The sequence below is a fragment of the Paenibacillus sp. FSL M7-0656 genome (assembly GCF_038003225.1).
In the GTDB taxonomy this organism is placed as follows: Bacteria; Bacillota; Bacilli; order Paenibacillales; family Paenibacillaceae; genus Paenibacillus; species Paenibacillus amylolyticus.
In genome coordinates, this window is sequence record NZ_JBBOOT010000001.1 from 3,924,110 (window position 1) to 3,948,773 (window position 24,664).

Below are 24,664 nucleotides of genomic sequence, written 5' to 3' on the forward strand. Positions count from 1 at the left end.
ATTTCTGATGCGCTTTTATCCATTCATCATGCTGCCATTTTAGGGAGGCTTATGGAACAACCATGCTCATTATTGGTATCGCCGGAGGAACCGGCTCCGGTAAAACGACGGTAGCTCGCTCCGTCATAGACCGTCTGGGATCAGCTAAAGTAACGTTTATCTCCCAAGACAATTATTACAAAGACCAGTCGCAGCTCACACCTGAGCAACGCCGACTCACCAATTACGATCACCCGTTTGCATTCGATAATGATCTGTTGATTGAGCATCTCACCCTGTTAAAAAAAGGCCAAGCGGCGTATGCTCCCGTATATGACTTCACCATAGATAACCGTGCTGCCAATGAGACGGTTGAACTGGCACCGAACCATATTGTCATTGTAGAAGGATTACATGTGCTGATTGACGAACATCTTCGCAGTCTGATGGACATCAAAGTATTCGTTGATACCGATTCCGATGTGCGGATTTTGCGGAGAGTACTGCGGGACATTGAAGAACGCGGACGCACGATCCAATCCGTGTACAAACAATATCTCGAAACGGTAAAACCAATGCACGATGCTTTTATCGAGCCATCCAAAAAGTATGCCGATATCATTATTCCAGAAGGCGGACATAATGAAGTAGGTATTCAGATGTTATCCATCCTCACCGAGAAATACCTCACCGGAGAGAATTGGAACGGCGCTTAATTTGTTTCAAAGCAACACAACAGAAATCTAGGTTACGATACAGCGTAATCTGGATTTTTTGTTGATTTTTCATTTATAATAGTCCCCAATAGTTGAAAGGAGATCTACCCCTATGGCTACTTTTGAAGAGTTCATGCAACATGACATCCGTGTTGGTACCGTGGTGGAAGCCGAACCCTTTCCCAAGGCTCGCATACCCGCTATTAAAATGACGATCGACTTCGGACCACTTGGTCTTAAGCGCTCCAGTGCTCAGATTACCCAGCGCTACACGCCTGACATGATGATCGGCAAACAGGTCATTGCTGTAGTTAATTTCCCACCCCGGCGTATTGCCGGTTTTGTCTCTGAAGTACTTGTGCTAGGCGGCGTGCCTGGTGAAGGCGATGTTGTCTTGCTCACACCGGATAGTCCATTACCTAATGGAACACCGATAGCCTGACTTTATTTTGAGTAAGAAGAATAGGGCTTTTCAAATGTTTGGAAATCGAGTATTCTTGATTTATTGATTATTGATGGAACTACATATGTTGGAGACCTTAAAGCATAAGGCTATGAATCTGCGGATTCGTGGCCTTTTTTTGTGTTTTTTGAGGAAATATAGGTCTTGAGCATTAGTAACAGTTGTGTAGAAAGGAGAAAATATATTGCTAAATCATACCAACAGCCTAGTTATACATGGTAGAATATTGATTATTATTACAAATTTAGTATCTAGTAGCCTGAAAAGTACATATCAAGGAGAGAAATTCACAATTGAGAGGAGTAAGATTCATGAAAAAAATGATGATTTCTGGAGTAACGGCATTAGCTTTATTAACAGGGGGTATCGTAGGTTTTGGAGGCGTTGGGAGTTCTGTAGAAGCCGCACAAGCTACAACTACATTCAAGGACGTTCCAGCTACACACTGGGCATCCGCAGCGATTAATTCAGCCGTGGAACAGGGATATTTCAAGGGGTATGCCGATGGGACATTTAAACCAAGTTCACCAGTCACCAAAGCTGAAATGGCAAGTATCCTGGGACGTCTATCCTACCAGCCTAATGCATCGACACAAGAACAAAACAATTTCACGGACATACCCGAGTGGGCAAAGAGTGGTGTCTCAATAGCTATCGCAAAAGGTTTTATCAACCCTTCTAATTACAAGGGAAAATTGGATGCACAAGGCGCTCTTCAACGAGGCGAAATGGCTACTTGGCTAACGCAAGGGCTAACCGTGGTTGATCCTGAGTACAAACAAGCACTCTCTGATGTAACCAACACCGTTGTGCCCGCAAAGGAATATTTTATAGGTAAACTCGCAAGCGCTCAAAAAAATGCAGTAGCCGTTGCCCTGGGAACAGGACTTATGAGTGTGGCAAACGATAAAACATTTGGCGTTGATCGTACTACAACACGAGCGGAAGTAGCCGTATTGATCGCCCGTTATGCGGCAGTTGCCAAGACAAAACCTGCCGATTTTCAGGGTCTGAATGAGCTGCGGGCGGTGGGCTTGACGGGTACGAATTTGAATATTATTGCGCCTAAGTATCAGAAGACTCCAAAAAATAAATTCTTTGATTCGTATGATTACAGTAGAGTCACTGATCAATTCTCTCAAGTCAGAAATAAAGAATTAGTTACAGTTACTAGTTATGCAGATGTTAAATTAAAAAATTGGATTATCATAAATCCGTATGTTACAGGATTAAAACGTAGTATCTATTATCCAGTTTTTGTTGATGAGAAAGACACCTTACTGCGTGGATCGTATTATTCTTTTGCTGAATTTGATTTAAACATTAAAAATTCCATGACTCAACTTCAGGCTGGTAGCCTTTTACAATCTCCAAGTATCAATGCTTTAAAATCACCAAATTCTGAATCTTTCTCTAAATACTCAGTACCACATATTAATGATTTCCTTGGTAGTAAAGGGTTATTTCAGGTTAAGAATCCTACTTACTGGTCGATGGGATTGTTACACTTTGATAAAGAATTAACAACTCAAGTGAAACTTATTACCAAAGAGGGAACCGACTTCAATGTCACATCAAATTAATTTCAAAAGGGTGATTCGCATTGCGTTTCGATTCCGTACTTAAAAAATCATTCATTTCTTTACTCATAATAAGTATATTATCACCTATTCCTTCTATTCTTGCTGGAGGTGGCCCGGGGGTAAAACCCCCTTTGGAGGCTCCACGTTGGGAGCCTGCCACCCCAGCAAAATCTCAAAAGAAAGTTAGTCCTGTCGAAGGTAAAGGTACAAGTAATATCGGCATTTACATATATCAACTAGATAATATGAAGTGGCAAGTAGACGGAGAATGTAATGGACAAGAATTATCAAATAATTCTACGACAAATAAACCCAATTCATCCTTGGTGTGTATCAATCTTCCTTTAGACAAACCAGTCTACAAGCCAACTGTATATACAGATAAGCTTGGTGAACCACATCATAGCTCTGAATTCAATTCTGCTTCACTAAAACCAATGTATATGGACAATAAAGATTACTATACTTCGGGTGAACCTATTTTGGTCAGCGTAGATAGTTTCACAGGTGATGCAGTGAAATTTACGATGCAAATCGGAGGTGCTATTGAACCAACAGCCCACAGACCCTATAATCCACCTAAATTCTCTGCCGACTACATATTCAATACGGATATATATTGGCGGGCCTTTGCCGAAATAACCAAAGAGATCAATCTTACCGCTGGCGGGCAACTTAACTTGAACCAGTCCAAACAATTGAATGCAACGGTCAAAACGAAAACTGGAGATGGAAACTTTGGTGCAGAAACCAATGTAAACACCGGTAGCGGTGGTACAACTACATGGGAATCATCCAATCCTGGTGTCGCTACCGTTAGTAACTCCGGAGTAGTCCAAGCCGTCAGCAGAGGAACAACAACCATCACCGTATTGTGGAAGAAAGATGGATTTCAGTTAACTACCACTACAAACATTGGTGTTGAAGAGAGCCCAGGTACTGGCGAAGGCGACGGTAACGGAGGCGGTGGAGGTTGCACACCAACGATTGGACCACCTTCTGCTGGAACCATCATGAGCATGAATGATCTCGATCCAAATGCCAACGGTGTTATTAAGTCAGATAACAGAGATAATGAGACATTCAATGTGTTAAAAGGAATCCCTACTTCCGAGTCACTCTACACAAATGCCTTTGCTGACAATTACCTATTTAAACAAGCTTGGGCAAAAATGAGCGGTAAAGTTACATACAACTGTAATGTCACAATCTCGTACGAAAGAGAGTGGACAGTACCTGGACCAGAGGAATGTGATGATGATGGTTGTACACCAGGGCCACCTGTACCCGCGAACGACACGGTACCCAAGCCATACAACTTCCAGATCACAAGAGACTACTCCTACTGGAAAATTAACAATCTGGAAGTATACAAGATCGCTAAAGCAACCATGAGTAATTACGCTTTGCCCGGTGAGACCGTTACGATGAATCCAACAGGATACACACCACCAACACTAGAGTCTAAAAATGATGAATCCGTAGAAAGCCATGTACGACCAGGGCAAACCACTTCAATCTCATATACTCCAACCAAATTAACAGGTGGTTTGAACCAACCTCCCAGTGTGCCTGATGATACATCACGGTTAAAAGGGATGGCTGAGTCCAACACACCTCAAAGTAAAGTGAATAATGATCAAGTGAAATTCAACAACACAACCATTATGAATGATGTGGAAGCAACCAAAGATGGCCCAACGCCATCCAATATTCCTAATCCAACGATGATTGGGCGTGATGTGCTGTACAAACCGGGTAATATGATCAGCAATTCCCTGCTGAATAAAGCAAACACCACAAGCTCTGGTGAGATCTATTATGATTTGCTACCGGGTAACGTGAATGGCGGTGCCAATAAAATATTACCGATTAACGGCATCAACACGGTCACCGTACACACCCCTGTCGTCAACTACGCCTGGGTATCGGATGATCAACCGCATAATCAGAAAACCGTACCGGACCCAACCAGCGCTGCACTCATTCTGGAACGTCCGTTCATTGTGCGAATCCCTACATCGGGACAACACTTGGACGCAGCGAGTTATCCCGGTTATGGAAATCGGGACTATGCCAAATATTTTCGAATCAAACAGGTGCAATTCCCGTTTGATGTCTATAACGCTGACCGGAGTCAGTTTATCCCTGCCAAGACATGGGTTGATATTCCGATCAATCAACTGGATACCACATTCTACCTCCCTGTATGGGTAGACGAAGGCAAGTACCACATTGCATTCCGCAATATTGCAGAGAATGCACCTGCAAACTTTACCGAGCAACAGGATGCCAATACCAATCTGGCATATCATGTCGCAGCAGACACTGTACCGGTAGATGTCATCGGAAGGTTATATGATTTTCATGTCACTGATATCTCTGATTACAACTGGGAAAGTGTATTTCGCAAGCGGTTGGGTAGTCCCGAACCAACGGGCTATAGCTACTGGACCGGGATGAATAGCATTGATGGTGATCCGCGAGGCAACCTGGCTCCATTTGTATTGCCTATTCGACCAGGAAGCCATCCGGTGCAGGGATTCGCTAACGCAACTGTGAAGACAGGGTACCATTTCAAGTTCGATCTGAAGACCAAGGGCAATATGTTTGGCAAACAGGATGGTATTCGAATTACACCCACTTTTGCTTTTGTGAGTAAAGACGGGTCCTCCCGACAAGAAGTGGATCTGTACTACCATCGAGGCCAGGAACGCCTGATCCGTATCGGATCGGTGCAGGATCTGGAGAAACGCTTTGTTGTCCTGAACTCACGTCTTCGAAATGTACCCGGCACAGAGTTAGGCGATACAGCGCGTTACCAGTATACTTATGAACTGTCAGCTGAAGAACGTAATCAGCGTACGTTGGCAGAATATATGGTTCGCTTGGTCGATCAGATTTCTCATCAAAAAACATGGGTAGGTCGTTATGACTGGATGATCCTGTCTGCTCCAATTCGGACACTCATTGGACCCAAAACGGACATTCCTTCCGGGGTCAACGTGGACCGGGCCAATGCATCAATCCAGCGCTGGTACGGGGAGTACAGCTTACCTGCCGATGTATATGCCGTACCAAAAGGTACAGATCTCGAACCTCTTGCTCGACAAAATCAACTGGATGAGAAATCGAATGTTTTTCTAAAGAATGGTTATATCGTAGTCAACTTCAGCATGGAGAGCCTGCGGAATGGAAATACAGAGGCACCCCATCTGCAATACATTCATGCACCACTGATAAATCAATGGCAGATGGAAGGTTTCAACAAAAAGCCAACAGACAGTCAAGGTAGAACCTGGCCGCTGAAGGATGGCGACATTGTCTTTTACCATGCTGATCAGTCTAGCCGGAATGACTTCCAATCCCAAGTACCGCACTAGTTTGAATCTCTCATGTCAGCACGACTGGCTAAGCATATGTAGCCAACTGCATGTGGACCGAAGAGTCTAAATGTGGAGTACCTCTCCAAAATAGACTGACTGTCTTTATAGCGATAATCACCCAATGAAGCAATCAAAAAATATATTATGAAATAGACTTGAGGGGCAGATAAAATACTATGCAGCCTTCACAAAACTACGGTGTACTCAATGACATAGGTGAACTGCAGACATAAGATGAAGCATTCACAAGTGATTCCAGTGTCACATCCCAACTACACACAACATGCCTGTTATACAACAAAAGGGTTATCCTGAAAGTCATCTATGGACTTCTGGGGTAACCCTTCTTGCATCATTCTCTTTTTATAACCTTACTTAGACTATAAAGAAAACCCGCACATTAGTATTATCCTGACAGACTTTCTCCAGGAGACAGGTAGGTTAGCAGGAACGTGATGCCGAACAATACGACTACGAGTTGTAATAATCGTTTAACGATATATCTGCTCAAGTGCTCTAACGTCCTTCCCCAAAACTTTATTTATGTGCCATGATGTTCTTCATCCACAGCTCCGCTGAAAACTTATAAATTCTATCAAAAAAAGCGTCCATCTCCGTGTTACTGGATGAGGACGCCTTAAACAAACAGATTTCCAGAAAAAATCATGCTTTCTAAACACCTTCCTATCTCCCGTAGGGTACTACTGTGTTTGTAAAACCTGGCAGGTCTCCTGGCTCCAGAATCATCGTCACTTGCAGCTCCTTCCCGGCTTAAACCAGTGGATTATCGCTACCTGACTCCTCTGTTACAGTGGCGGGACCGCGCCGGTATCACACCGGACTTCCCTATTAAGCTTCCACCCTGACGGGCAAAGCACCAAGTTCTACATATTCAATTACACTTCTGTATCAGTAAAGCGGGACAACGTTTAATGATCAAAACTTTTCTTTTAAATCTGAAACACTAGATGCGTCTAATCTCGATTTCGCGAACCCTTCGGAGACACACCCGTCACTCGCTTGAACATCTTGGAAAACAGTAATGGGTCTGTATAGCCAACCGAATGGGCCACTTCACTTACCGACAGCCCTGGATTCTGAAGAAGTTCGGCAGCACGATTCATACGGTACTCCAGGAAAAAGGACTGTAGCGACATGCCATATCGCTCTTTGAACAATCCCGATAGATACGTGCGATCCAGCCCCACAGCTTGGGCAATATCCAGAATGGAGGTCCGCTGACTGTATCTGTTCTCCATAAACTGCACCGCCTGCCGGATGTACGTCTCTTTGTTCGAAAGGAGCTGTCCGATTTCTTCCTCCACAGGTGAAGAAGAGATTAATTCTGCGATCAAGCGGTACAAGAGACTCTGATTCATCACATCGCCCCCCGGACGCGTAGAAGCCTGGACCAACTCCGTATACAACTGTTCCATCGTATTGGTATCCTGAGCATCATATATCGGACGCTCCGGGCTCAATTGGGCACGTTGCATGAATGCTTTGGCTTGTACGCCTTTAAAACCAAACCAAGAATACGTCCAGGGCTCCTGCGGATCTGCCTCATAATGTATAAGTGTGTCCGGGAGAATGACAAAACCCTGTCCCTGAGTCAGATTGTACTCCTGATCCCCCATGTACACGGTGCCCCGTCCTTCATGGATGTAGTGCACAATGTAAGAATCACGTACACCCGGTCCCCAATAATGCGCAGGGTCACATGCCTCCCACCCAAAAAACAACAAAATCAGCTCCATCTGTGTCCAGCCTGCGGGAACCACATTCATCTCAATGCGACTCATTTTTCGCCCTCCATCCTGACTTCGTTCCGCTTATCTCTTCATTCAATCTATTTATATTATAACAGCTAAATTGCTTCCATATTAATTGAAAGCGGGAACAAAAATGGGATTATGACATGTTTGAAAGGGGTTGAGCCATAGTTATATGCGCCGAATCGGCCTATAGTTGGGGTACAACATTTTTCAGGGAGGCTAAACTTAAATGAATAAAATTACGTTCCTCGGTGCAGGCAGCACCGTCTTTGTTAAAAATGTGTTGGGTGATGTCATGATGACCGAAGCACTGCAGGATTTTGAACTGGCATTGTTTGATATCGATGCTGAACGTTTGAGCGATTCAGAGCGTTTGCTGACCAGTCTGGCCCGTTCACTCGGAAGTCGTTGCATCGTGAACGTATATCATGACCGCAAAGAAGCGCTGCGCGGAGCCAAATATGTCATCAACGCCATCCAGGTCGGTGGATATGATCCATGTACCATTACGGACTTCGAGATTCCGAAGAAATACGGACTGCGTCAAACGATTGCAGACACACTCGGTATCGGCGGAATTTTCCGTAACTTACGGACGATTCCGGTCATGCTGGATTTCGCCCGAGATATGCAGGAAGTATGTCCAGATGCGTGGTTCCTGAACTACACCAACCCGATGGCCGTGCTTACCAACGTCATGAATGTGCATGGTGGGATCAAAACCGTAGGATTGTGTCATAGTGTGCAGGTATGTGTACCGCATCTGTTTGATGCACTGGGGATCGATCAGACGGGTGTCGTAGCCAAAATTGCAGGCATCAACCACATGGCATGGCTGCTTGAAGTCACAAAAGATGGGCAGGATCTGTACCCTGAGATTAAACGTCTGGCGAAGGAAAAACAGAAGGAACAGCATGACGACATGGTTCGTTTTGAGCTGATGCAGCGTTTTGGCTATTATGTAACGGAATCCTCTGAGCATAATGCCGAGTACCACCCTTACTTCATCAAGCGGAATTACCCGGAGCTGATTGAACGCTTCAACATTCCGCTTGATGAGTATCCACGTCGCTGTGTGAACCAGATTGAAGGCTGGAAAGAAATGCGTACCAAGCTGTTTGCCAGCGAAAATATTGAACATACCCGCAGCCGGGAATACGCATCGCATATTATCGAAGCGATGGAGACGAATAACCCGTACAAAATTGGCGGCAACGTCATGAACAACGGACTAATTACGAACCTGCCGCGCGAGGCATGTGTCGAGGTACCTTGTCTGGTCGATGGCTCAGGAATAAGCCCTACGTACATTGGGGATCTGCCTCCACAACTCGCGGCATTGAACCGGACAAACATCAACACGCAACTGCTGACAATTGAAGCGGCAATCACTGGTAAAAAAGAACATATCTATCATGCTGCCATGCTTGACCCACACACGGCTGCCGAACTGTCTATCGATGACATCGTAGCGATGTGTGATGAGTTGATTGAGGCTCACGGCGACTGGTTGCCAAAATACACGTCATAATATAAAAGCACCGTTTCCTTTGCAGCTAAAGGGGACGGTGTTTTGTTCGTTCCATAGTGCTCACCCGCTGAAGCGTGCATCACATTATTGTTAAGAAATGTCCCTCTGCGTTGAACCTTACTCGGCAGGGAGCAAAAAGCGATAACCAATGCCAGGCTCCGTCTGAATATATCGCGGATTCGTTGGATCTTCATTTAATTTTTTACGCAGATGTCCCACATATACCCGAAGATAATGGCTGTCGGACTCATGATGATGTCCTCCCCATACTTGCTGCAAAAGCTGACGCTGGGTGATGATTTTCCCCGCATTCGAGGCGAGCACCTTCAGCATCTCATATTCCGTTGGGGTTAATTTGACCAAAGCCCCCTCCAGTTCGACCTGCCTTTGGGCCAGATCAATCGTGAGTGATCCGAAGTGCAGTATCGGCTCATCCGTCGTTTTGGCTACATGACGCAGCGCCACCCGAATACGGGCGACCAACTCACCCATTCCAAATGGTTTGGTCACATAATCATCTGCACCACCATCCAACGCGGCAATTTTGTCTCCCTCCTGATCCTTCGCTGTCAGCACTATAATCGGCACTTGCGACCATTCGCGAATCCGGCGAAGGACCTCCATGCCAGACATGCCCGGCAAACCAAGATCAAGGATGATCAAATCCGGATGTACAATACTGGCCTGAATAACGCCCTCCTCGCCATCCCCACACTCGTGAAGTTCGAATTGGTGTGCCTGAAGGGTGACCTTGAGCAATTTGCGAATCTGCGGCTCATCATCGATCACCAGTATGCGAGCCCCTAGTGGTGCGTTCATGTTATTCTTCAACCTCTCCTTGTTCTGAATAGGAAAACGACGATCCGTGAGCCTCCATGGGGATATCTATGCGCATTCTCGTTCCCCCGCCCGGATTCGGCTCTGCCACAATGGTACCTCCGTGGACTTCCACAACGCCTTTGCAGATTGCCAGACCAAGCCCCGTTCCTGTGACATGTTGAGTCGACTCTGAGCGATAGAACTTATCAAATATACGCAATCTTTCCGCTTCCGGTATACCTATGCCTTGATCAGCTACCCAGATCGTCAATTGATCTGTACTCTTATCGCTTGCCACAGTGATGACAATCTGGCTCTCATCAGGCGAATATTTGATGGCGTTGCTGACGATATTGACCAGCACCTGCTCCAGTAACACTTCATCTCCGTAGATAAAGGCAGGGTCATCAGGCAGGTCAACTTGAATGTTGCGATGCGGACTGAATCCCCGAACTTGTGTCAGTACAACGCTAATGATTTCTCCCACGTCACACCATTTCCGGTTCAGTTGCAACATGCCGCTCTCCAGCCGAACCATACCCAACAGATTCGTGACGAGACGATTCATACGCAAGGCTCCATCCCGAATGTTGCCTGTTAATTCTCTCCGATCCTCGGGTGTAAAAAGCGTATCATTCTCCAACAATCCTGTAGCCGAGCCGATAATGGCGGTTAGGGGTGTACGCAATTCATGAGAGACAGAATCCAGCAGCGCTGTGCGTATGCGCTCTGATTCAGCAGTAATCTGCGCCAATCTGGCCTCTTCCGCCAGCTTCACTCGGGCAATAGCACCTGCGGCCAGTCCTCCGCATGCCTCCAACAGACGAAGCTCTTCTTGCTGCTCATGAATCTCGCCAGCGTCCATGCTTACGGCGAGCACGCCATGAATCTGCTCCTCTGTGCGTAGCGGCACATATAGCCCGAGAGATTCCCGCAATGTGGATGATCCTTTACCAGCGATCTGTCCGTGATTATACACCCATTTGGCAATGGCAATCTCCGACTCTCCATCTCCCCAGCCATCCTTTTCGCCTTCTGATGCGGGTGCAGAAGAGCTTGTAACCAGCAGATCACCCTGCCCATTCGGAAGATACACAGCTACTGGCTTACCCATGGTAAGCGATACTTGGGTTGCAATGTTAACCAGTAATGTATTCAGATCCGTAATAGCTGTCATCTGACGACTCAATGCGTATAGGGAGTTAGTCGTGGCCTCGCGTGCTTTTACCATCTCCAACTGTTGTCGCAATCGACCTGCAAGACTGGCTGTCAGGATCGCCACCGCAAGATATACAACAAAGGAGATGAGATATCTCAAATCCTCAACCGTAAAGCTCAAATATGGCGGGACAAAAAAGAAGTCAAACATAATGACGCTAAAACTCGCGGCATATACAGCTGGCCCCATTCCCCAATACACGGCACTCACCAGGACGGGAAACAGATATATAAGCGCTACATTAACCAAATCACCACTCATGCCGATGGCATGAAGCAGTAAAGTTAGCAGCGTCACCCCGAGGGTCACCCATACATATGCCGGAACCCGTTTCCCGTGGGCTGCCTGCGTTTCTTTTTTTATTTGTTCAGACAATATCCATTCACATCCCGCTCAGTTCATAATCATAATCTGCAACGATTAATACATCCAGATGCCGCGACAAGCGTACAAGTCGGTTGACCACCGACCCTGAGCCGCGATAGCCATTCAGCCACCACACCCGTCTTGCCTGCCCGACCACCAGCTGGGTTGCTCTTGCCTTCGATGCCTTTCTTGCCAAAATCTCAGGTACATCGCGCAGTCTTGGACTGTGATGAATATGAAATTGACCACCAAGCCGAATTGTCAGCTGCTCCAACGCTTCCAGATGGCACTTCACTTCGTCACTCATGGACTCACCGATGTGGATATGATGTACATGCCAGATGGCTTTTAGACGATAAGCCATGCGGAATCCGCGCCGGATCAGCCGCTCGGCATGACGATCACTGCTTACACATACAAAGACCGCTTCCTGTCTGCGCCAAGGTCCTCGAAGTGCAATTTTGGCCTGCTGTGTTTCAAGCCGTTCATCGACATCGTCCGCCAGTTCGCGCAGGGCAAGTTCTCGCAAGGCAATCAGATTGCCGATTTTGAAGAAATTCGCAAGGGCTTGCTCGACCTTGGCAGTTGCATAGATTTTACCCTCCCTCATGCGCTGCCGCAAGGCCTGGGGTGCCACATCAATCAGTTGCACCTCATCCGCCATCTGAATGATCCGATCGGGTACGGTCTCGCGGACACGAACACCAGTAATATGTTCAACGGCATCATTCAGACTTTCGAGATGCTGTACGTTCATTGTGGTAATCACCGAGATGCCCGCATTCAGCAGGAGCAGGACATCTTCATAACGCTTTTGCCGAACACTCCCGGGTACATTCGTATGCGCCAGTTCATCCACAAGCACCACTTCTGGGCAAAGATGCAGAATGGCCTCCGTGTCCATCTCTTCCAGACGAGTTCCCTGATAAACGCGCTTCGCGCGAGGGATCACAGACAGGTGGCCCATCTGCTCCACGGTTTCTGCCCGCCCATGTGTCTCCAGCAAGCCGATCTGCACATCGATGCCCTTGCGGAGCAAATCATTGCCTTCCCGCAGCATCATGTAGGTTTTGCCTACACCTGGTGCAGCTCCGATATATATTTTGAATGTGCCGCGCTGAATCTGACCAATCTGTTCCTTCATTTCCTGCTCGCTTAGTCTGCGGTATGTCAGCGACTCCACATCGTTAACTTTAGCCGGAACCACACGTTCACCCTCTCTTGCCGCTCGATCAGCAACCAGAAACAGATCGACACCACGTAATTTGCGCAACAGCGAGTTAACAACAGACCCTTGCCACAGTTCCTGCCAGCGTGTACGCCGGGAGTGTCCCATCACAATACGGGTAATCTGGTGCTCCATGGCGTAACGTGCCAGCGTAGACGGGATGTTGCGACGGTGTAATACGGACAGTTCCTCCATATGGCCGCCAAACTTCTCCACCAGCTTGATCATATTGCGCCTAAATACGGCTGCCTCCTTGGTTAATGGCTGCTTCATATTCCGAAAAACCACGGCGCACAGATCACCATTCAGCCGTTTGGCAATCTGTTGTCCACGCCGGATATAGATGGAGCCGTTCCAATGATATTGCGTGGACACCAGAATCCGTTCCATGATGCCTGTTGTGACGGTAATTCCCATCTCCTCCCGATGCTCGCGCAGGGATTCATTCACCCCTTCTGCAACCAATCTCAGGGCCAGTTCGCGCAGAATACCCAGATTACCTTGACGAAAAACTGCTTCTCCCTCATGCCCCTTCAGATGACCTTCTGCCAGACGGCTCAGTATGGTTTCTGGTGTGACGTCTATCAGCTTCACTTCATCCGCAAGCTCCAATGTATCGGCAGGCACCGTATATTCTGCTGCGATCCCCGTAAGTTGTCGTGCCAGCTCTGTATAGCCTTCCAGCTCATACACATTCACCGTTGTCATGACACTGATGTTGTTTCGGAGCAAAAACTGAATATCCTCCAGCCGGGTAGCATACCGAGCACCTTCTCTGTTGCGATGTGCCAAACCATCCACCAGCACAACCTCCGGATTACGTGCCAATAGTGCATCCAAGTTCAGATCCTTCATCTCTACATCATCACTCTCGCGTAACCAGTGAATGCTTGGAATCCGTTCGAGTGCGCCAAGCTGCTCTACCGTTTCCGGTCTGCGCATCGTGGACACGGCACAGATGACCACATCAATGCCTTGTTGGCGCAACGTGTTCCCTTCCCGCAACATGTGATACGTTTTGCCCGATCCGCTGACTGGGCCGATGTAGATTTTGAGCGTACCCTGTTGCAACTTCGTAATCATCTTCAACATCTCTTCCGGTGACTTGCGCTTGAAGCTGTCTTCCATCCGTCCCACTCCCCCTTTCCTTTAAAAATATGAAGAAAAAATGGAGAAAGCCCCTCCCGATAATCGTGAGCAGGCTAATATGTTCGTTCGTTAGTTCAGTTCTGCTGTCAGCGCCAGATTCAGAGCCGTTACATTCACACGTGGTTCCCCGAATATACCCATCTGACGGCCTTCCGTATGCTCATTTACAAGTTGCACAAGCTGCTGTTCACTAAGCCCGGTAGCTTCGCTAATGCGCGGGATCTGTGCCTCAGCGGCTTCGGGAGAGAGATCCGGATCAAGTCCAGAGCCTGAACCCGTCACGAGATCAGCAGGGATCTGCTTCAATCCCGGATTTTCCTGCTGGAGCTGAGCAATCTTTTCTTTCATCTCGCCGATATACTCCTCCGAGGCTACGGCGCGATTTGAACCGGCTGAAGCCGTTGGATCATAATTGGCATTTGATGCCCGGGGCTGGAACAGCCCCGGCGATTGGATTTCCTGCGCCAGCAGGGACGAGCCGATGATTTTCTCATCTTGCGTAATCAAACTTCCATTCGCCTGCGCAGGAAAGAGAAGTTGAGCTACGCCAGTCGTTACAAGCGGGTAGATTAAGCCGCATATCAGCATAAGCACAACGGATAACCGTACGGCGGTCAAGAACATGTTCATACAGATCACTTCCTGATTTCATTAGGATAGAAGGACAATATTGATATGGGTTGTTATCTCGTTAAAAAAATCCCGACAGAACCATGTCAATCAGCTTAATGCCGATAAAAGGTACAATCACACCACCTACGCCATAGATGAACACATTGCGACCAAGCAGTCGTTCGGCTGACATCGCCCGATACTTAACCCCTTTCATCGCGATGGGAATAAGCAGCGGAATAATAATAGCGTTGAAGATGAGCGCCGACAGGATCGCGGACTGCGGCGAAGCCAGATTAATAATATTCAGCGCCTGAAGCTGCGGCATAGCGAGAATGAACATGGCTGGAATGATCGCAAAATACTTCGCGATATCATTGGATATCGAAAAGGTTGTCAGTGCGCCGCGTGTAATCAGCAACTGTTTGCCAATGGAGACAACCGACAATAACTTGGTCGGGTCGGAATCCAAGTCAATCATGTTGGCCGCTTCCTTGGCCGCCATGGTGCCCGAATTCATCGCCAGGCCCACATCGGCCTGCGCCAGAGCAGGAGCATCGTTGGTACCGTCGCCCGTCATGGCGACGAGCTTGCCCTCCTGCTGTTCTTTTTTGATCGCCGCAATCTTGTCCTCGGGCTTCGCTTCCGCAATAAAATCATCCACGCCCGCTTCCAGCGCTATGGTTGCTGCGGTCAGCGGATTGTCGCCTGTACACATAATGGTCTTGATGCCCATGGCGCGCATCTCAGCGAACTTCTCCTTCAGCCCTGGCTTCACAGTGTCTTTCAGATAGATCACACCGTAGATTCGTTCATCGATGGCAACAGCAAGCGGCGTGCCTCCGGCCTTCGCAATACGATTTGCAATCTCATCCAGATCTCCCGGTATACGGCCTCCTTCGGAAGCAATATAACGTTTGATTGCATCCACCGCTCCTTTGCGGATCTTCATTCCGCTGATCAGATTCAGACCAGACATCCGGGTCTCTGCCGTGAACTCCACATTTTCCGCATTGGCATACCCCGTCTCAGACCAACTTTGGCCTTGTTTGCCTGCCAATTCCACAACAGAACGCCCTTCCGGGGTCTCATCTCGCACAGAAGCCTGTAAAACAGCCCTCGTCATCTCTGATGAAGTAATGCCCTGAACTGGAATGAATTCAGATGCCATACGGTTTCCGTATGTGATCGTCCCCGTTTTGTCCAGAATCAACGTATCGATATCCCCGGCTGCTTCCACCGCTTTACCCGACATGGCGAGCACATTAAACTGCGTAACACGGTCCATCCCGGCAATACCAATGGCAGACAGTAATCCACCAATTGTGGTTGGGATCAAGCAGACGAGCAGTGCGATTAGGGTCGCCAGATCCAGTCGAATACCCAGGTAATTCGCCATCGGGACCATTGTTAGAATGACGATCAGAAAGATCAGGGTTAAAACGGCGAGCAGGGTTGTCAGCGCGATTTCATTAGGTGTTTTCTGGCGCTGAGCACCCTCAACCAGAGAGATCATCCGGTCAAGGAATGACTCCCCAGGATCGGTCTGAACACGCATGACGATGTAATCGGACACGACGCGGGTCCCTCCGGTAACGGAGGAGAAATCTCCCCCTGCTTCCTTGATGACCGGGGCGGATTCTCCCGTAATGGCCGATTCATCAATGGAGGCCAAGCCTTCCATAATCTCACCGTCCGTCGGGATCAGTTCACCAACTTCCACACGGACCATATCGCCTTTTTTCAACTGGGTCGAAGACACTTGCCGGATTGTTCCATCCTTCTGCACCAGATTGGCCAGGGTGTCCGACTTCGTCTTGCGTAACGTATCCGCCTGAGCCTTACCTCTGCCTTCTGCAAGTGCCTCCGCGAAGTTGGCGAACAGCAGCGTGAACAGCAAAATGAAAAACACGGCAATGTTGTACCCGCGCCCAGCCTCGGATGCGGTGAATAGATCGGGATTGATGCAGAGTAAGAGCGTAATGAATGTACCAACCTCGACAATAAACATGACCGGATTTTTGATCATGAACATCGGATTTAGTTTCTTGAACGCATCGAGTGAAGCCTGAAGTATCATATCCTTGCTTAACGACCGTTTCGATCCGGGATCACGTTGAATATTACCTCGGTTGTTATCCGGCTCATTGCCCTTCGTTCTAAACATTTCTGTATCCATGTGTTGCATCGTCTGCTCCTTCTTTCGTTCGACTGCATTCATCGTGCACTGCCACCTCCGTACGTTACGTCCTTATACCAATTCCTCTGTTGCTCCCCTGTCATATTTCTCATTGAATCATTGCCAGATGCTCTGCGATCGGTCCAAGGGCAAGCGACGGGAAGAACGTAAGCGCACCAACTACAATGATCATCATGACCAAAATGCCAGCAAATAGAGGTGTGTGTGTCCGCAACGTGCCCGTAGTTACAGGCACAACCCGTTTGGTGGCGAGTGAACCCGCAATAGCCAGCATGGCGATCATCGAAACGTACCTTCCCAGCAGCATAACGATACCAATCGCGATGTTGTAAAAGTCTGTATTGGCATTTAGTCCTGCAAAGGCCGATCCATTATTGGCTGCACCCGAGGCAAAAGCATAGAGAACTTCAGTCAGGCCATGCATGCCCCCGTTCGAGATGGACGCAATGGCTTCGGGCCGCATAAGCGCGATTGCCGTTGGCCCCAGAATAATCAAAGGATGAATGAGCAAGGCGATGGATGCGAGCTTCACCTCTTTGCCCTCGATTTTTTTGCCCAGAAACTCAGGTGTCCGTCCCACCATTAATCCACAGATAAACACAGCCAGAATCACATACAGCAGTCCGTTGATCAGCCCTACCCCTTTGCCCCCAAACACGTTATTGAGCATCATCTGAGCCAGTGACACCAGACCTCCAAGCGGAGTGAGCGACTCGTGCATATTGTTGACTGAACCTGTTGTAGCCGCCGTCGTGACCGCTGTGAATAAGGCCGACTCCGGTATGCCGAACCTAACCTCTTTCCCCTCCATATTGCCTTGAAGACCTACTGCATCCAGCGCGGGTACACCGCGATATTCGGAGACAAATACGGTGGTCAACATCACTAGGAAAAGAAAACTCATCGCCGCGAACAATGCCCAACCCTGCTTCCGGTTATTGACCATCAAACCGAAGGCGTATACCAGTGCCGTTGGCAGCAACATCATACAGACAATATGCACCAGATTGCTCAGGGCCGTCGGATTCTCGAATGGATGTGCAGCATTGGTTCCAAACCAGCCGCCACCATTCGTTCCGATGTGTTTGATCGACTCCAGTGAGGCGACCAGTCCACGTGAGATCGTCTGCTGCGCGCCTTCCAGCGTGGTTGCGTTCACCGCTCCCGCGAGTGTCTGAGGCACCCCCTGGAACACGAGGAACAAGGCCACGATGAAGCTCAGCGGTAAAAAAATTCTCGTAATCGACCGTACAAGGTCGACGTAAAAGTTCCCCAGCTCATCCCGGCGGCCTATCAGCCCGCGAATGAACGCAATAGCCACTGCAAATCCCGTTGCTGCCGACGTAAACATCGGAAACGTCACGGCCAGCATCTGTGACAGATACGACAAGGCGTTCTCGCCCGTATACGACTGCCAGTTCGTGTTGGTCATGAAGGATACGGCCGTATTAAATGCCTGCGCCGCTGGCATTTTGCCGATGCCATCCGGATTGAGCGGTAAATACTTTTGCAGCCGCAGCACCAGAAACATCAACACCAACATTACAAAGTTGGAGAGAAGAACAGCCATTAGGTACTTTTTCCACCCCATGGATTCGTTCTCGCGTACTCCCATTACTCGATAGAGCAGTCGCTCCGGTCCACCAAAAATCCGATCCAACCCCGTTCGCTGTCCATCAAACACGTTCACTATATATTTTCCCACCGGTTTCACCAGCAGCAGGATGATAAGCAGCGTCACCGCTACTTGCACTACACCGATACCCATATCCGCATTTCCTCCCTATTCGACGTTCACTTGTTCGTGCATTACGCACATTGTCAGCATCAGAATTTCTCCGGCTTCACCAGCACATAACCGAGATATATCACCAGTGCGAGTACAATCATGCCGATGACGATCATTTGGCATCCCCCTCTCTACCCTCAAGCCTTCTCGCAGAATTTCACGAATCCCCAAAACACCGCAAACAGCAGCACAACCAATCCAATCATCGTGGCATCATTCACCATGCGCCCTTCCTCCCTCTCTCTACCGTTTTCTGCACCTGCTACATGTAAAATCGTAATATGAAACGCTGTAAAAAAGGGGTAAAGAAATTCCTCCATGGGTGTAAAAAAAACGTAAAAAAGACCCGCTCTCCTCAGCTAAAGGCTGAAAAGAACGGGTTTATCATCATTTTATACGGAGCAATCCATTACGTGCCAATCTATTACCTACCCGTCATTTCAAGAGCTACGTGTAGGCATTTCCCTAACATTTTTAATACTAGTTTGTGGCTTGTTCGTCATGTACTTGTTAAAAAAGTCGGTGTTTATTCCTGTCATATGATGAAAGAAGGAAGTTTCCACTTTCCAATCCTCCTCAATCATATAACGGATATCCACAAGACCTTTATTGGAAAGCAGGTCAATAATGGTTTTAATTCGCATCGGCTTTTGAAGTGGAATCTCCCTGTCAAAAGGCTCCTTTTCCAGATATCCTCTTCGGTGCATCGCCGCATAGAAATTACGATGATCCTTAGCTTCCATCATTCCTAGATGTGCTGCTCTGTATCCCAGCACTTGTAGGGAAGTCTTCCATTTATTTTTCAAATCAAGATATAGATCGGGATTCGTCTTATAAGTGATCTCATTCATGTCCGATGAAAACTCTTCTTCGGGCAATAAAAATGCACCCGCAAACAGATTAGCTTCATTTTCAATCAATTTGTGTTCTTTTCGGTCCAGATTGACAAATTCAAGACGATAATGAAGCAACAAATGACCAAGTTCATGTGCAATATCGAAATTCCTACGAACCGCAGAACGTTTGATGTTGCCCAGTATGATAAACGGACGATCATTTCGTGTCCAAAGGCTGTACGCATCAATTTCTTCACCAATCGCTTTTTCAAAAACATATACACCACTTTTTTCGATCCGGAACATCAGGTTCTCATTCGTGGATGGCTCCATATTCAGCCGTTGTCTCGCAAGATGGGCAACATAATGGATCTGAGTCGTACGATCATCGTCTGTATGGTTCATATACTCAATTGCCTCTTCCCGCAATTGGATAATATTCAGTGTGGGAAGGCTGATCTGAGCGGTAATATAATTAATGAACGTGTCCAGATATTCTACATGCTTTGCTTCTGTCTGTGTCTTGGATATCACATTCATCACTTTCGAACGATAGGCAATGTTCATAACATCAATGTTGGCTGCGTTATTACGCTGTGTAAGCATATCTTTCGTATAAAAATACTTGCTTTTTACACTGAAAATGCGTTTCAACTCATTCACAATTGGCACCTTCGGAGAGGTATAAGCATTTTCATATTGCCAGACTGCTTGTTCTGTCACACCTAATTGTTCAGAGAGCTGTTTTCTCGAATAACCATGCATGATCCGCAAATTGGTCAAATTTTCACCAATGAACATGCTGCTCCCTCCTTACTGAACGACACAGGGAATCACCCCCGCTGTTCTCCTTCCAAAATTTCAATATCATAAGCTGCCGGATCAACGATATCTTCCACATCAGGCGTAAGCGCCTCCCGTTCACTATCATCCAGTTCAGCACCAGAGATGAGGTCTGATAAATCTTCTATAAAATAAGCGATATTATCATGCGGATTAGGCAGATAATGCTGAACCTTCGAAATTTGGTATGCATCATCAATAGCATAAGTGAGTATATGAAACTCATTATATGTAGATGCAAGATGTTCAAGTTCTTCTTTCACACGGCTGACCTGACTCTCTGAGATTGGAAAAGAAAGTTGCTCAACCCTCTCCAACTCACCATGTTCATTACGGCGTGGTTGAATCAAAGAAAATTCCAGATCGTTATTAATCTTGGAGAGATCGTGTAAATAGGTACGGAAAGCACCTTTGTTGTCAACGCCCGTAGGTAGCTTGGCACTGGAAAAACTATTCTCATTAAAGTAGGCTGCGTTCTTTATCAGAAACAGAACTTTTGATTCTTCATGTGTGAACTGGAGATAATCCCATGTTAAACCTGCTTTGGATTTCTTGTGAGTGAATCCTTGTTCACCGCAATAATCTGCGATTTTGCTCTCAATAAAATTTCCCTTTGTCCAGGCAAAGGCTGAACTAATCTTCATGTTTCTCTTCCGATCTTTACGGTGATCAATATATTCGCGGTATCCTTCAACAATAGCATCAACAAGCATCTGACTATGTTCCGACTTGAACTTATATTGTTCCATATAGATCACTCCGATTCATAAATATGAAGACAAGTTATATTTTAATCGAAGTTCGTGTGCAAAGATATGATTTTTTTTGATATTTTTAAAGTAAACCTATCTCATACTATTTATCCAAATGGATTCTGCGCCCACTGCAATAATCTCTTCTTCGTGATTTTGCCATGAGAGGTATGATGGACGACTTGCCCCTGATCGAGCAGAAGTACCTGTGGTGACTCATGGTGAACCTCTGTCTCTTCCGCAATGTGACGGGACAACGAGCGATTTTCAATCACTTTGACGATGCGGTAGTCCATAGGTTGTTTGGGATCTGATGCATGGGTGCCTACAAACGCCATAAACTCTCTGTACGCTCTCGCACTGGTTGGACAAGTCGTGCTGTGTTTCAGGATAAGCACCGGATGATCCTGCGAGCAATCCAGCGCGTCTTCCCAGTCATCTGGTTTGTGCAATTCACGGACATGTTCGCTGAGCATATGTTCCGAGTCTGACCCTGCACGTTTGCTAACCACCGAACCAATCACTATGCCAAGCGCCAAGCCAAAAGCAATCCCGAGTCCAAGCTGCTTCGTAGCCGTACCAATGCTGACTCCCATGGCAACACCTATAGCAAGCCATACACCTTGATGATTTACTTTTTTCTTCATGCAGATCTTCCCTTCCTGAAATATGTATATCAAGGCAACCTTCCCACCTTACATTCTGATCAAATTATAGCATAGGCCTCTGTTAGCAGGCGTTGATAATCTTCATCTCCGAGTACAGATTTCAGCGTTTCGATTTATGCAAAATGCTCATTTGTGATACACTGGTTGTAATTTGGAAACGATGAACATGAAGAATGGATTGGAAGGGCGGAAATTCCATATGACATACGCATTTATGATTGAACCGCAGGATTTTATTGCGCTGGATAACGAAGATGAACTGATTGAGAAATGTCAGGAGTGGGGCCTGCTTTCCGGTAAAGCGACCAAACTCAAAACGTTCTATTATAAAGGAAACGGTCTGAACATGCCGTGTACCATCATTGGATATGTGGATCACATGGCAGCCGTTATTCAACTGGATAATGGACAAAAGCATTGTATTCACCCGTCGTATCTGAAGGAAATGCAAGCGTCCAGTTACAGCGCCAGAAGCATAAGTAATGTCGGGTCAGATCGCAGCACAGAACCCTCAACTTCGGATACAGTCGTACCAGTTACCCCTGCTGAACTTACGCAAACTCCAGATAATCCGGATGAAATTCCGTCGGATCTGGATGATTCGGACGACACGGACACAGATGAATTCTCCTCGGGGATGAAGGGTGATCCGGATGGGCTAGTAGAAGAGTATGTTGGACCTCAGTCTGATGCAGCCAGTGAAGCCAAACCTAAAGCCAAAACAGCGAGCAAAGCTAAGAGCGTCAAGATTGATCTGCCCGAAGGCAAAGTGAAGATGAGTGCCGTTGTCAAAGAGTTCACCACCGTACCGAATCACTTCTCTGACAATGACGATGAAGTCATCATCTATGAAGCAGTTACCATTACGGAGCCAGACGTCATTGATGTTGGGGAAGCCTGGTCAAGCCACAGTGCCACCGTTAAGAAACAGGAACTGGAAGTGGGAGATGTTATCACGTTTGAAGCGAAAATTATCAAGAAAAAGCTGACACGTAACCCGGTTCCCTATAAAATCAACAATCCTTCCAAGATTCAGAAGGAAGACTAATCAAGGAAGATTAATCACGAGTCATTACAAAAAAAGCAAAAAAACCTCCACAACTGCTCAAAGCAGATCGCGGAGGTTTTGCCATTTGTAGGCTATATTAGCGAAGAGTACACTCTTAAGCTTGTCCCGGCGTAGCACTGATCTGAAACTGTACGCCAAACTTATCGACAACCGAACCGTAGGCTGGACTCCAGAACGTTTCTTGTATCGGCATTTTCACTTCGCCACCGTCTTGCAACTGGTTGAAAATCGCTTTGGCTTCATCCGTCGTATCCGTGTTCACCGTAACCGTAACATGATTACCTACAGTGTACGGCATACCTGGAAACGTATCAGACAACATTAATACTGAGCTACCAATCTGCAAAGAAGCATGCATAATACGGTCTTTCGCTTCTGGCGGGATGGGGTGATTCGGGTCAGATGGACCGTCGCCAAATGTTTGAAGCGCGAGCACTTCGGCTCCAAATGCCTTTTGATAAAAATCTACCGCTTCACGTCCATTACCGTCTGTAACCAGATACACATTCAAGCTGATCGACATGCGTTCTTCATCTCCTTGGGCTCTTGTAATTATACGATTCACGCCACTTGCGACATGAGTATATATGAACAGATTGTTCTTTGACAAGCGTATATTTCTGCACTCATCACTGCGGACCTTTACACGATTAGGGTTACCAACATATTCTTAATCCATCCCTCTCTCCACTACTTCTTGCGCCTGCGTATATAGTAGAGAACCGTGATCAGAACACCCGGAACCAGTGCTGCAAAACTGGCATAGATCAGACACCATTTCAACAGGGTAAATATCGGAGTGAGTTCAGCAAGCACAGGCGTACGTTCAGGATAACGATGCATGATCAGGGACGCACCTATGTTTTCAAGCATGTCCATAGCCCAACCTAAGACCGGAATCAGATTCACCCAGCGCCAGCTACTCTTTACCGGAAGGTCGCGATATAGTATCGATAACAGAACAACCAAAAGAAACAGATAGGCCAAGGGCCATATGAGGTCAAATGTGAACCGTGCCTGAATATAGGCGCTCCGCCCTGCTTCACCATAATGCTCAGCCATCTGATACAGATCATCCGCCGTGTACAGAAAAGAGGAATCCGGGGACTGCCCTCCACCGGTGGCCTCCTCCGACTTTGCCGCCTGCCAGGGCAGAATAAATGCAATGAAACAGGCAAAAACAACAACCGCAGCTGCAACCCATTTCCAATTCACCCGCTGATAGAACCAATTTGACACTTTATTCAGCACGTTCCGTCCCCTTTCAGATAAAAAAAAGACCACTCTCCCGAATCCTGTCGGTAAAATGGTTGTGTTCAATCCTATGAAGTTATAGAGCTTGAACGATGTTATCTATTTCACTTTTCAATAAGAGGTATCGGTGAACACTTCTCATGATCGGGACCTTCGTTAGTTTGTTCTTGTCCACGTACAGTTTCATCTGGTCTTTGGTCAAACCAAGCAAACTTCCAGCTTCCGATACCGTCAACACTACCTCGGGGTTCGTAGCATTAAACGTCCTCTTTACTTTCTGATTCCAGTCCTCGAATACCTGCATAGATCAGTGACATCTCCTATCCATAGCCAGTTATTATCAGGCTGAATATATCCAGTATACCACACTTGTGCTGCTCGTAACTTAATCCTTGCGCAGAACCATATTCTGATAGGCATATTTCCT

Annotated in this window: 21 protein-coding genes and 1 riboswitch; of the genes, 6 read left to right on the forward strand and 15 right to left on the reverse strand. The window is 47.1% G+C overall.

Annotated elements, in window-relative coordinates; translation table 11 throughout:
- The first annotated feature begins 62 nt into the window (after positions 1-62).
- The 4 genes from udk (at position 63) to MHI01_RS17430 (ending at position 6,124) form a co-directional block, all read left to right on the forward strand.
- Positions 63-695, forward strand: a complete 633-nt coding sequence (gene udk / locus MHI01_RS17415; protein ID WP_036616377.1) for a uridine kinase — start codon at positions 63-65, stop codon at positions 693-695.
- Positions 696-807: 112 nt separating this feature from the next.
- Positions 808-1,137, forward strand: coding sequence for a chaperone CsaA (gene csaA, locus MHI01_RS17420; protein ID WP_076320076.1), 330 nt, complete (start codon positions 808-810; stop codon positions 1,135-1,137).
- A gap of 332 nt (positions 1,138-1,469) precedes the next feature.
- Positions 1,470-2,741: an S-layer homology domain-containing protein gene (locus tag MHI01_RS17425; RefSeq protein ID WP_340983727.1), complete on the forward strand. Its 1,272-nt coding sequence runs from the start codon at positions 1,470-1,472 to the stop codon at positions 2,739-2,741.
- A 443-nt stretch (positions 2,742-3,184) separates the two neighbouring features.
- Positions 3,185-6,124, forward strand: coding sequence for a DUF5704 domain-containing protein (locus tag MHI01_RS17430; RefSeq protein ID WP_340983728.1), 2,940 nt, complete (start codon positions 3,185-3,187; stop codon positions 6,122-6,124).
- 707 nt (positions 6,125-6,831) lie between these two features.
- A riboswitch (cobalamin riboswitch) is annotated at positions 6,832-7,024 on the reverse strand.
- Between the two features lie 77 nt (positions 7,025-7,101).
- Here the strand turns inward: MHI01_RS17430 and MHI01_RS17435 are convergent.
- Positions 7,102-7,929: an AraC family transcriptional regulator gene (locus tag MHI01_RS17435; RefSeq protein WP_340983729.1), complete on the reverse strand. Its 828-nt coding sequence runs from the start codon at positions 7,927-7,929 to the stop codon at positions 7,102-7,104.
- Positions 7,930-8,131: 202 nt separating this feature from the next.
- On the opposite strand from MHI01_RS17435, the gene MHI01_RS17440 reads away from it, so the two are divergent.
- Complete coding sequence (locus MHI01_RS17440; RefSeq protein ID WP_340983730.1) at positions 8,132-9,433, forward strand: alpha-glucosidase/alpha-galactosidase; 1,302 nt, start codon at positions 8,132-8,134, stop codon at positions 9,431-9,433.
- 117 nt (positions 9,434-9,550) lie between these two features.
- Here MHI01_RS17440 and MHI01_RS17445 read toward each other — a convergent pair whose 3' ends face one another.
- The 11 genes from MHI01_RS17445 to ytxJ form a co-directional block, all read right to left on the reverse strand.
- Positions 9,551-10,252 (reverse strand): response regulator, encoded by a 702-nt coding sequence (locus MHI01_RS17445; protein WP_091038717.1) that lies wholly within the window; start codon positions 10,250-10,252, stop codon positions 9,551-9,553.
- Between the two features lies 1 nt (position 10,253).
- Complete coding sequence (locus tag MHI01_RS17450) at positions 10,254-11,846, reverse strand: ATP-binding protein (RefSeq protein ID WP_340983731.1); 1,593 nt, start codon at positions 11,844-11,846, stop codon at positions 10,254-10,256.
- A 7-nt stretch (positions 11,847-11,853) separates the two neighbouring features.
- Positions 11,854-14,193 carry a histidine kinase gene (locus MHI01_RS17455; RefSeq protein ID WP_340983732.1) on the reverse strand — a complete coding sequence of 780 codons (2,340 nt, stop codon included), beginning with the start codon at positions 14,191-14,193 and terminating at the stop codon, positions 11,854-11,856.
- A gap of 90 nt (positions 14,194-14,283) precedes the next feature.
- Complete coding sequence (gene kdpC / locus MHI01_RS17460) at positions 14,284-14,844, reverse strand: potassium-transporting ATPase subunit KdpC (protein ID WP_340983733.1); 561 nt, start codon at positions 14,842-14,844, stop codon at positions 14,284-14,286.
- A 61-nt stretch (positions 14,845-14,905) separates the two neighbouring features.
- Positions 14,906-16,906, reverse strand: coding sequence for a potassium-transporting ATPase subunit KdpB (gene kdpB, locus MHI01_RS17465; protein WP_340984873.1), 2,001 nt, complete (start codon positions 16,904-16,906; stop codon positions 14,906-14,908).
- A 208-nt stretch (positions 16,907-17,114) separates the two neighbouring features.
- Positions 17,115-18,794: a potassium-transporting ATPase subunit KdpA gene (gene kdpA, locus MHI01_RS17470; RefSeq protein WP_445744903.1), complete on the reverse strand. Its 1,680-nt coding sequence runs from the start codon at positions 18,792-18,794 to the stop codon at positions 17,115-17,117.
- Between the two features lie 59 nt (positions 18,795-18,853).
- Entirely contained in the window at positions 18,854-18,931 is a 78-nt protein-coding gene (locus MHI01_RS30985; protein ID WP_074096687.1) for a potassium-transporting ATPase subunit F, read from the reverse strand.
- Positions 18,932-18,952: 21 nt separating this feature from the next.
- Positions 18,953-19,135 carry a hypothetical protein gene (locus MHI01_RS17475; protein WP_282319706.1) on the reverse strand — a complete coding sequence of 61 codons (183 nt, stop codon included), beginning with the start codon at positions 19,133-19,135 and terminating at the stop codon, positions 18,953-18,955.
- A 120-nt stretch (positions 19,136-19,255) separates the two neighbouring features.
- Complete coding sequence (locus MHI01_RS17480; RefSeq protein WP_340983734.1) at positions 19,256-20,452, reverse strand: spr1629 family repressor/antitoxin; 1,197 nt, start codon at positions 20,450-20,452, stop codon at positions 19,256-19,258.
- Between the two features lie 32 nt (positions 20,453-20,484).
- The gene (locus MHI01_RS17485) at positions 20,485-21,243 is read right to left on the reverse strand and encodes a spr1630 family ClpXP-sensitive toxin (protein WP_017691175.1); all 759 of its coding nucleotides are present in this window, start codon (positions 21,241-21,243) and stop codon (positions 20,485-20,487) included.
- A gap of 110 nt (positions 21,244-21,353) precedes the next feature.
- Positions 21,354-21,893: a bacillithiol system redox-active protein YtxJ gene (ytxJ, locus tag MHI01_RS17490; RefSeq protein ID WP_340983735.1), complete on the reverse strand. Its 540-nt coding sequence runs from the start codon at positions 21,891-21,893 to the stop codon at positions 21,354-21,356.
- Positions 21,894-22,113: 220 nt separating this feature from the next.
- Here ytxJ and MHI01_RS17495 point away from each other — a divergent pair, with 220 nt between their 5' ends.
- Positions 22,114-22,962 (forward strand): hypothetical protein, encoded by an 849-nt coding sequence (locus MHI01_RS17495; RefSeq protein ID WP_340983736.1) that lies wholly within the window; start codon positions 22,114-22,116, stop codon positions 22,960-22,962.
- A gap of 115 nt (positions 22,963-23,077) precedes the next feature.
- On the opposite strand, the gene MHI01_RS17500 is transcribed toward MHI01_RS17495, so the two are convergent.
- The 3 genes from MHI01_RS17500 to MHI01_RS17510 all read right to left on the reverse strand — a co-directional run bounded on the left by MHI01_RS17500 (position 23,078) and on the right by MHI01_RS17510 (position 24,541).
- Positions 23,078-23,506, reverse strand: coding sequence for a VOC family protein (locus MHI01_RS17500; RefSeq protein WP_036616351.1), 429 nt, complete (start codon positions 23,504-23,506; stop codon positions 23,078-23,080).
- A gap of 167 nt (positions 23,507-23,673) precedes the next feature.
- Entirely contained in the window at positions 23,674-24,234 is a 561-nt protein-coding gene (locus MHI01_RS17505) for a hypothetical protein (RefSeq protein WP_340983738.1), read from the reverse strand.
- A 79-nt stretch (positions 24,235-24,313) separates the two neighbouring features.
- Positions 24,314-24,541, reverse strand: coding sequence for a DNA-binding protein (locus tag MHI01_RS17510; RefSeq protein ID WP_340983739.1), 228 nt, complete (start codon positions 24,539-24,541; stop codon positions 24,314-24,316).
- Positions 24,542-24,664: the final 123 nt, after the last annotated feature.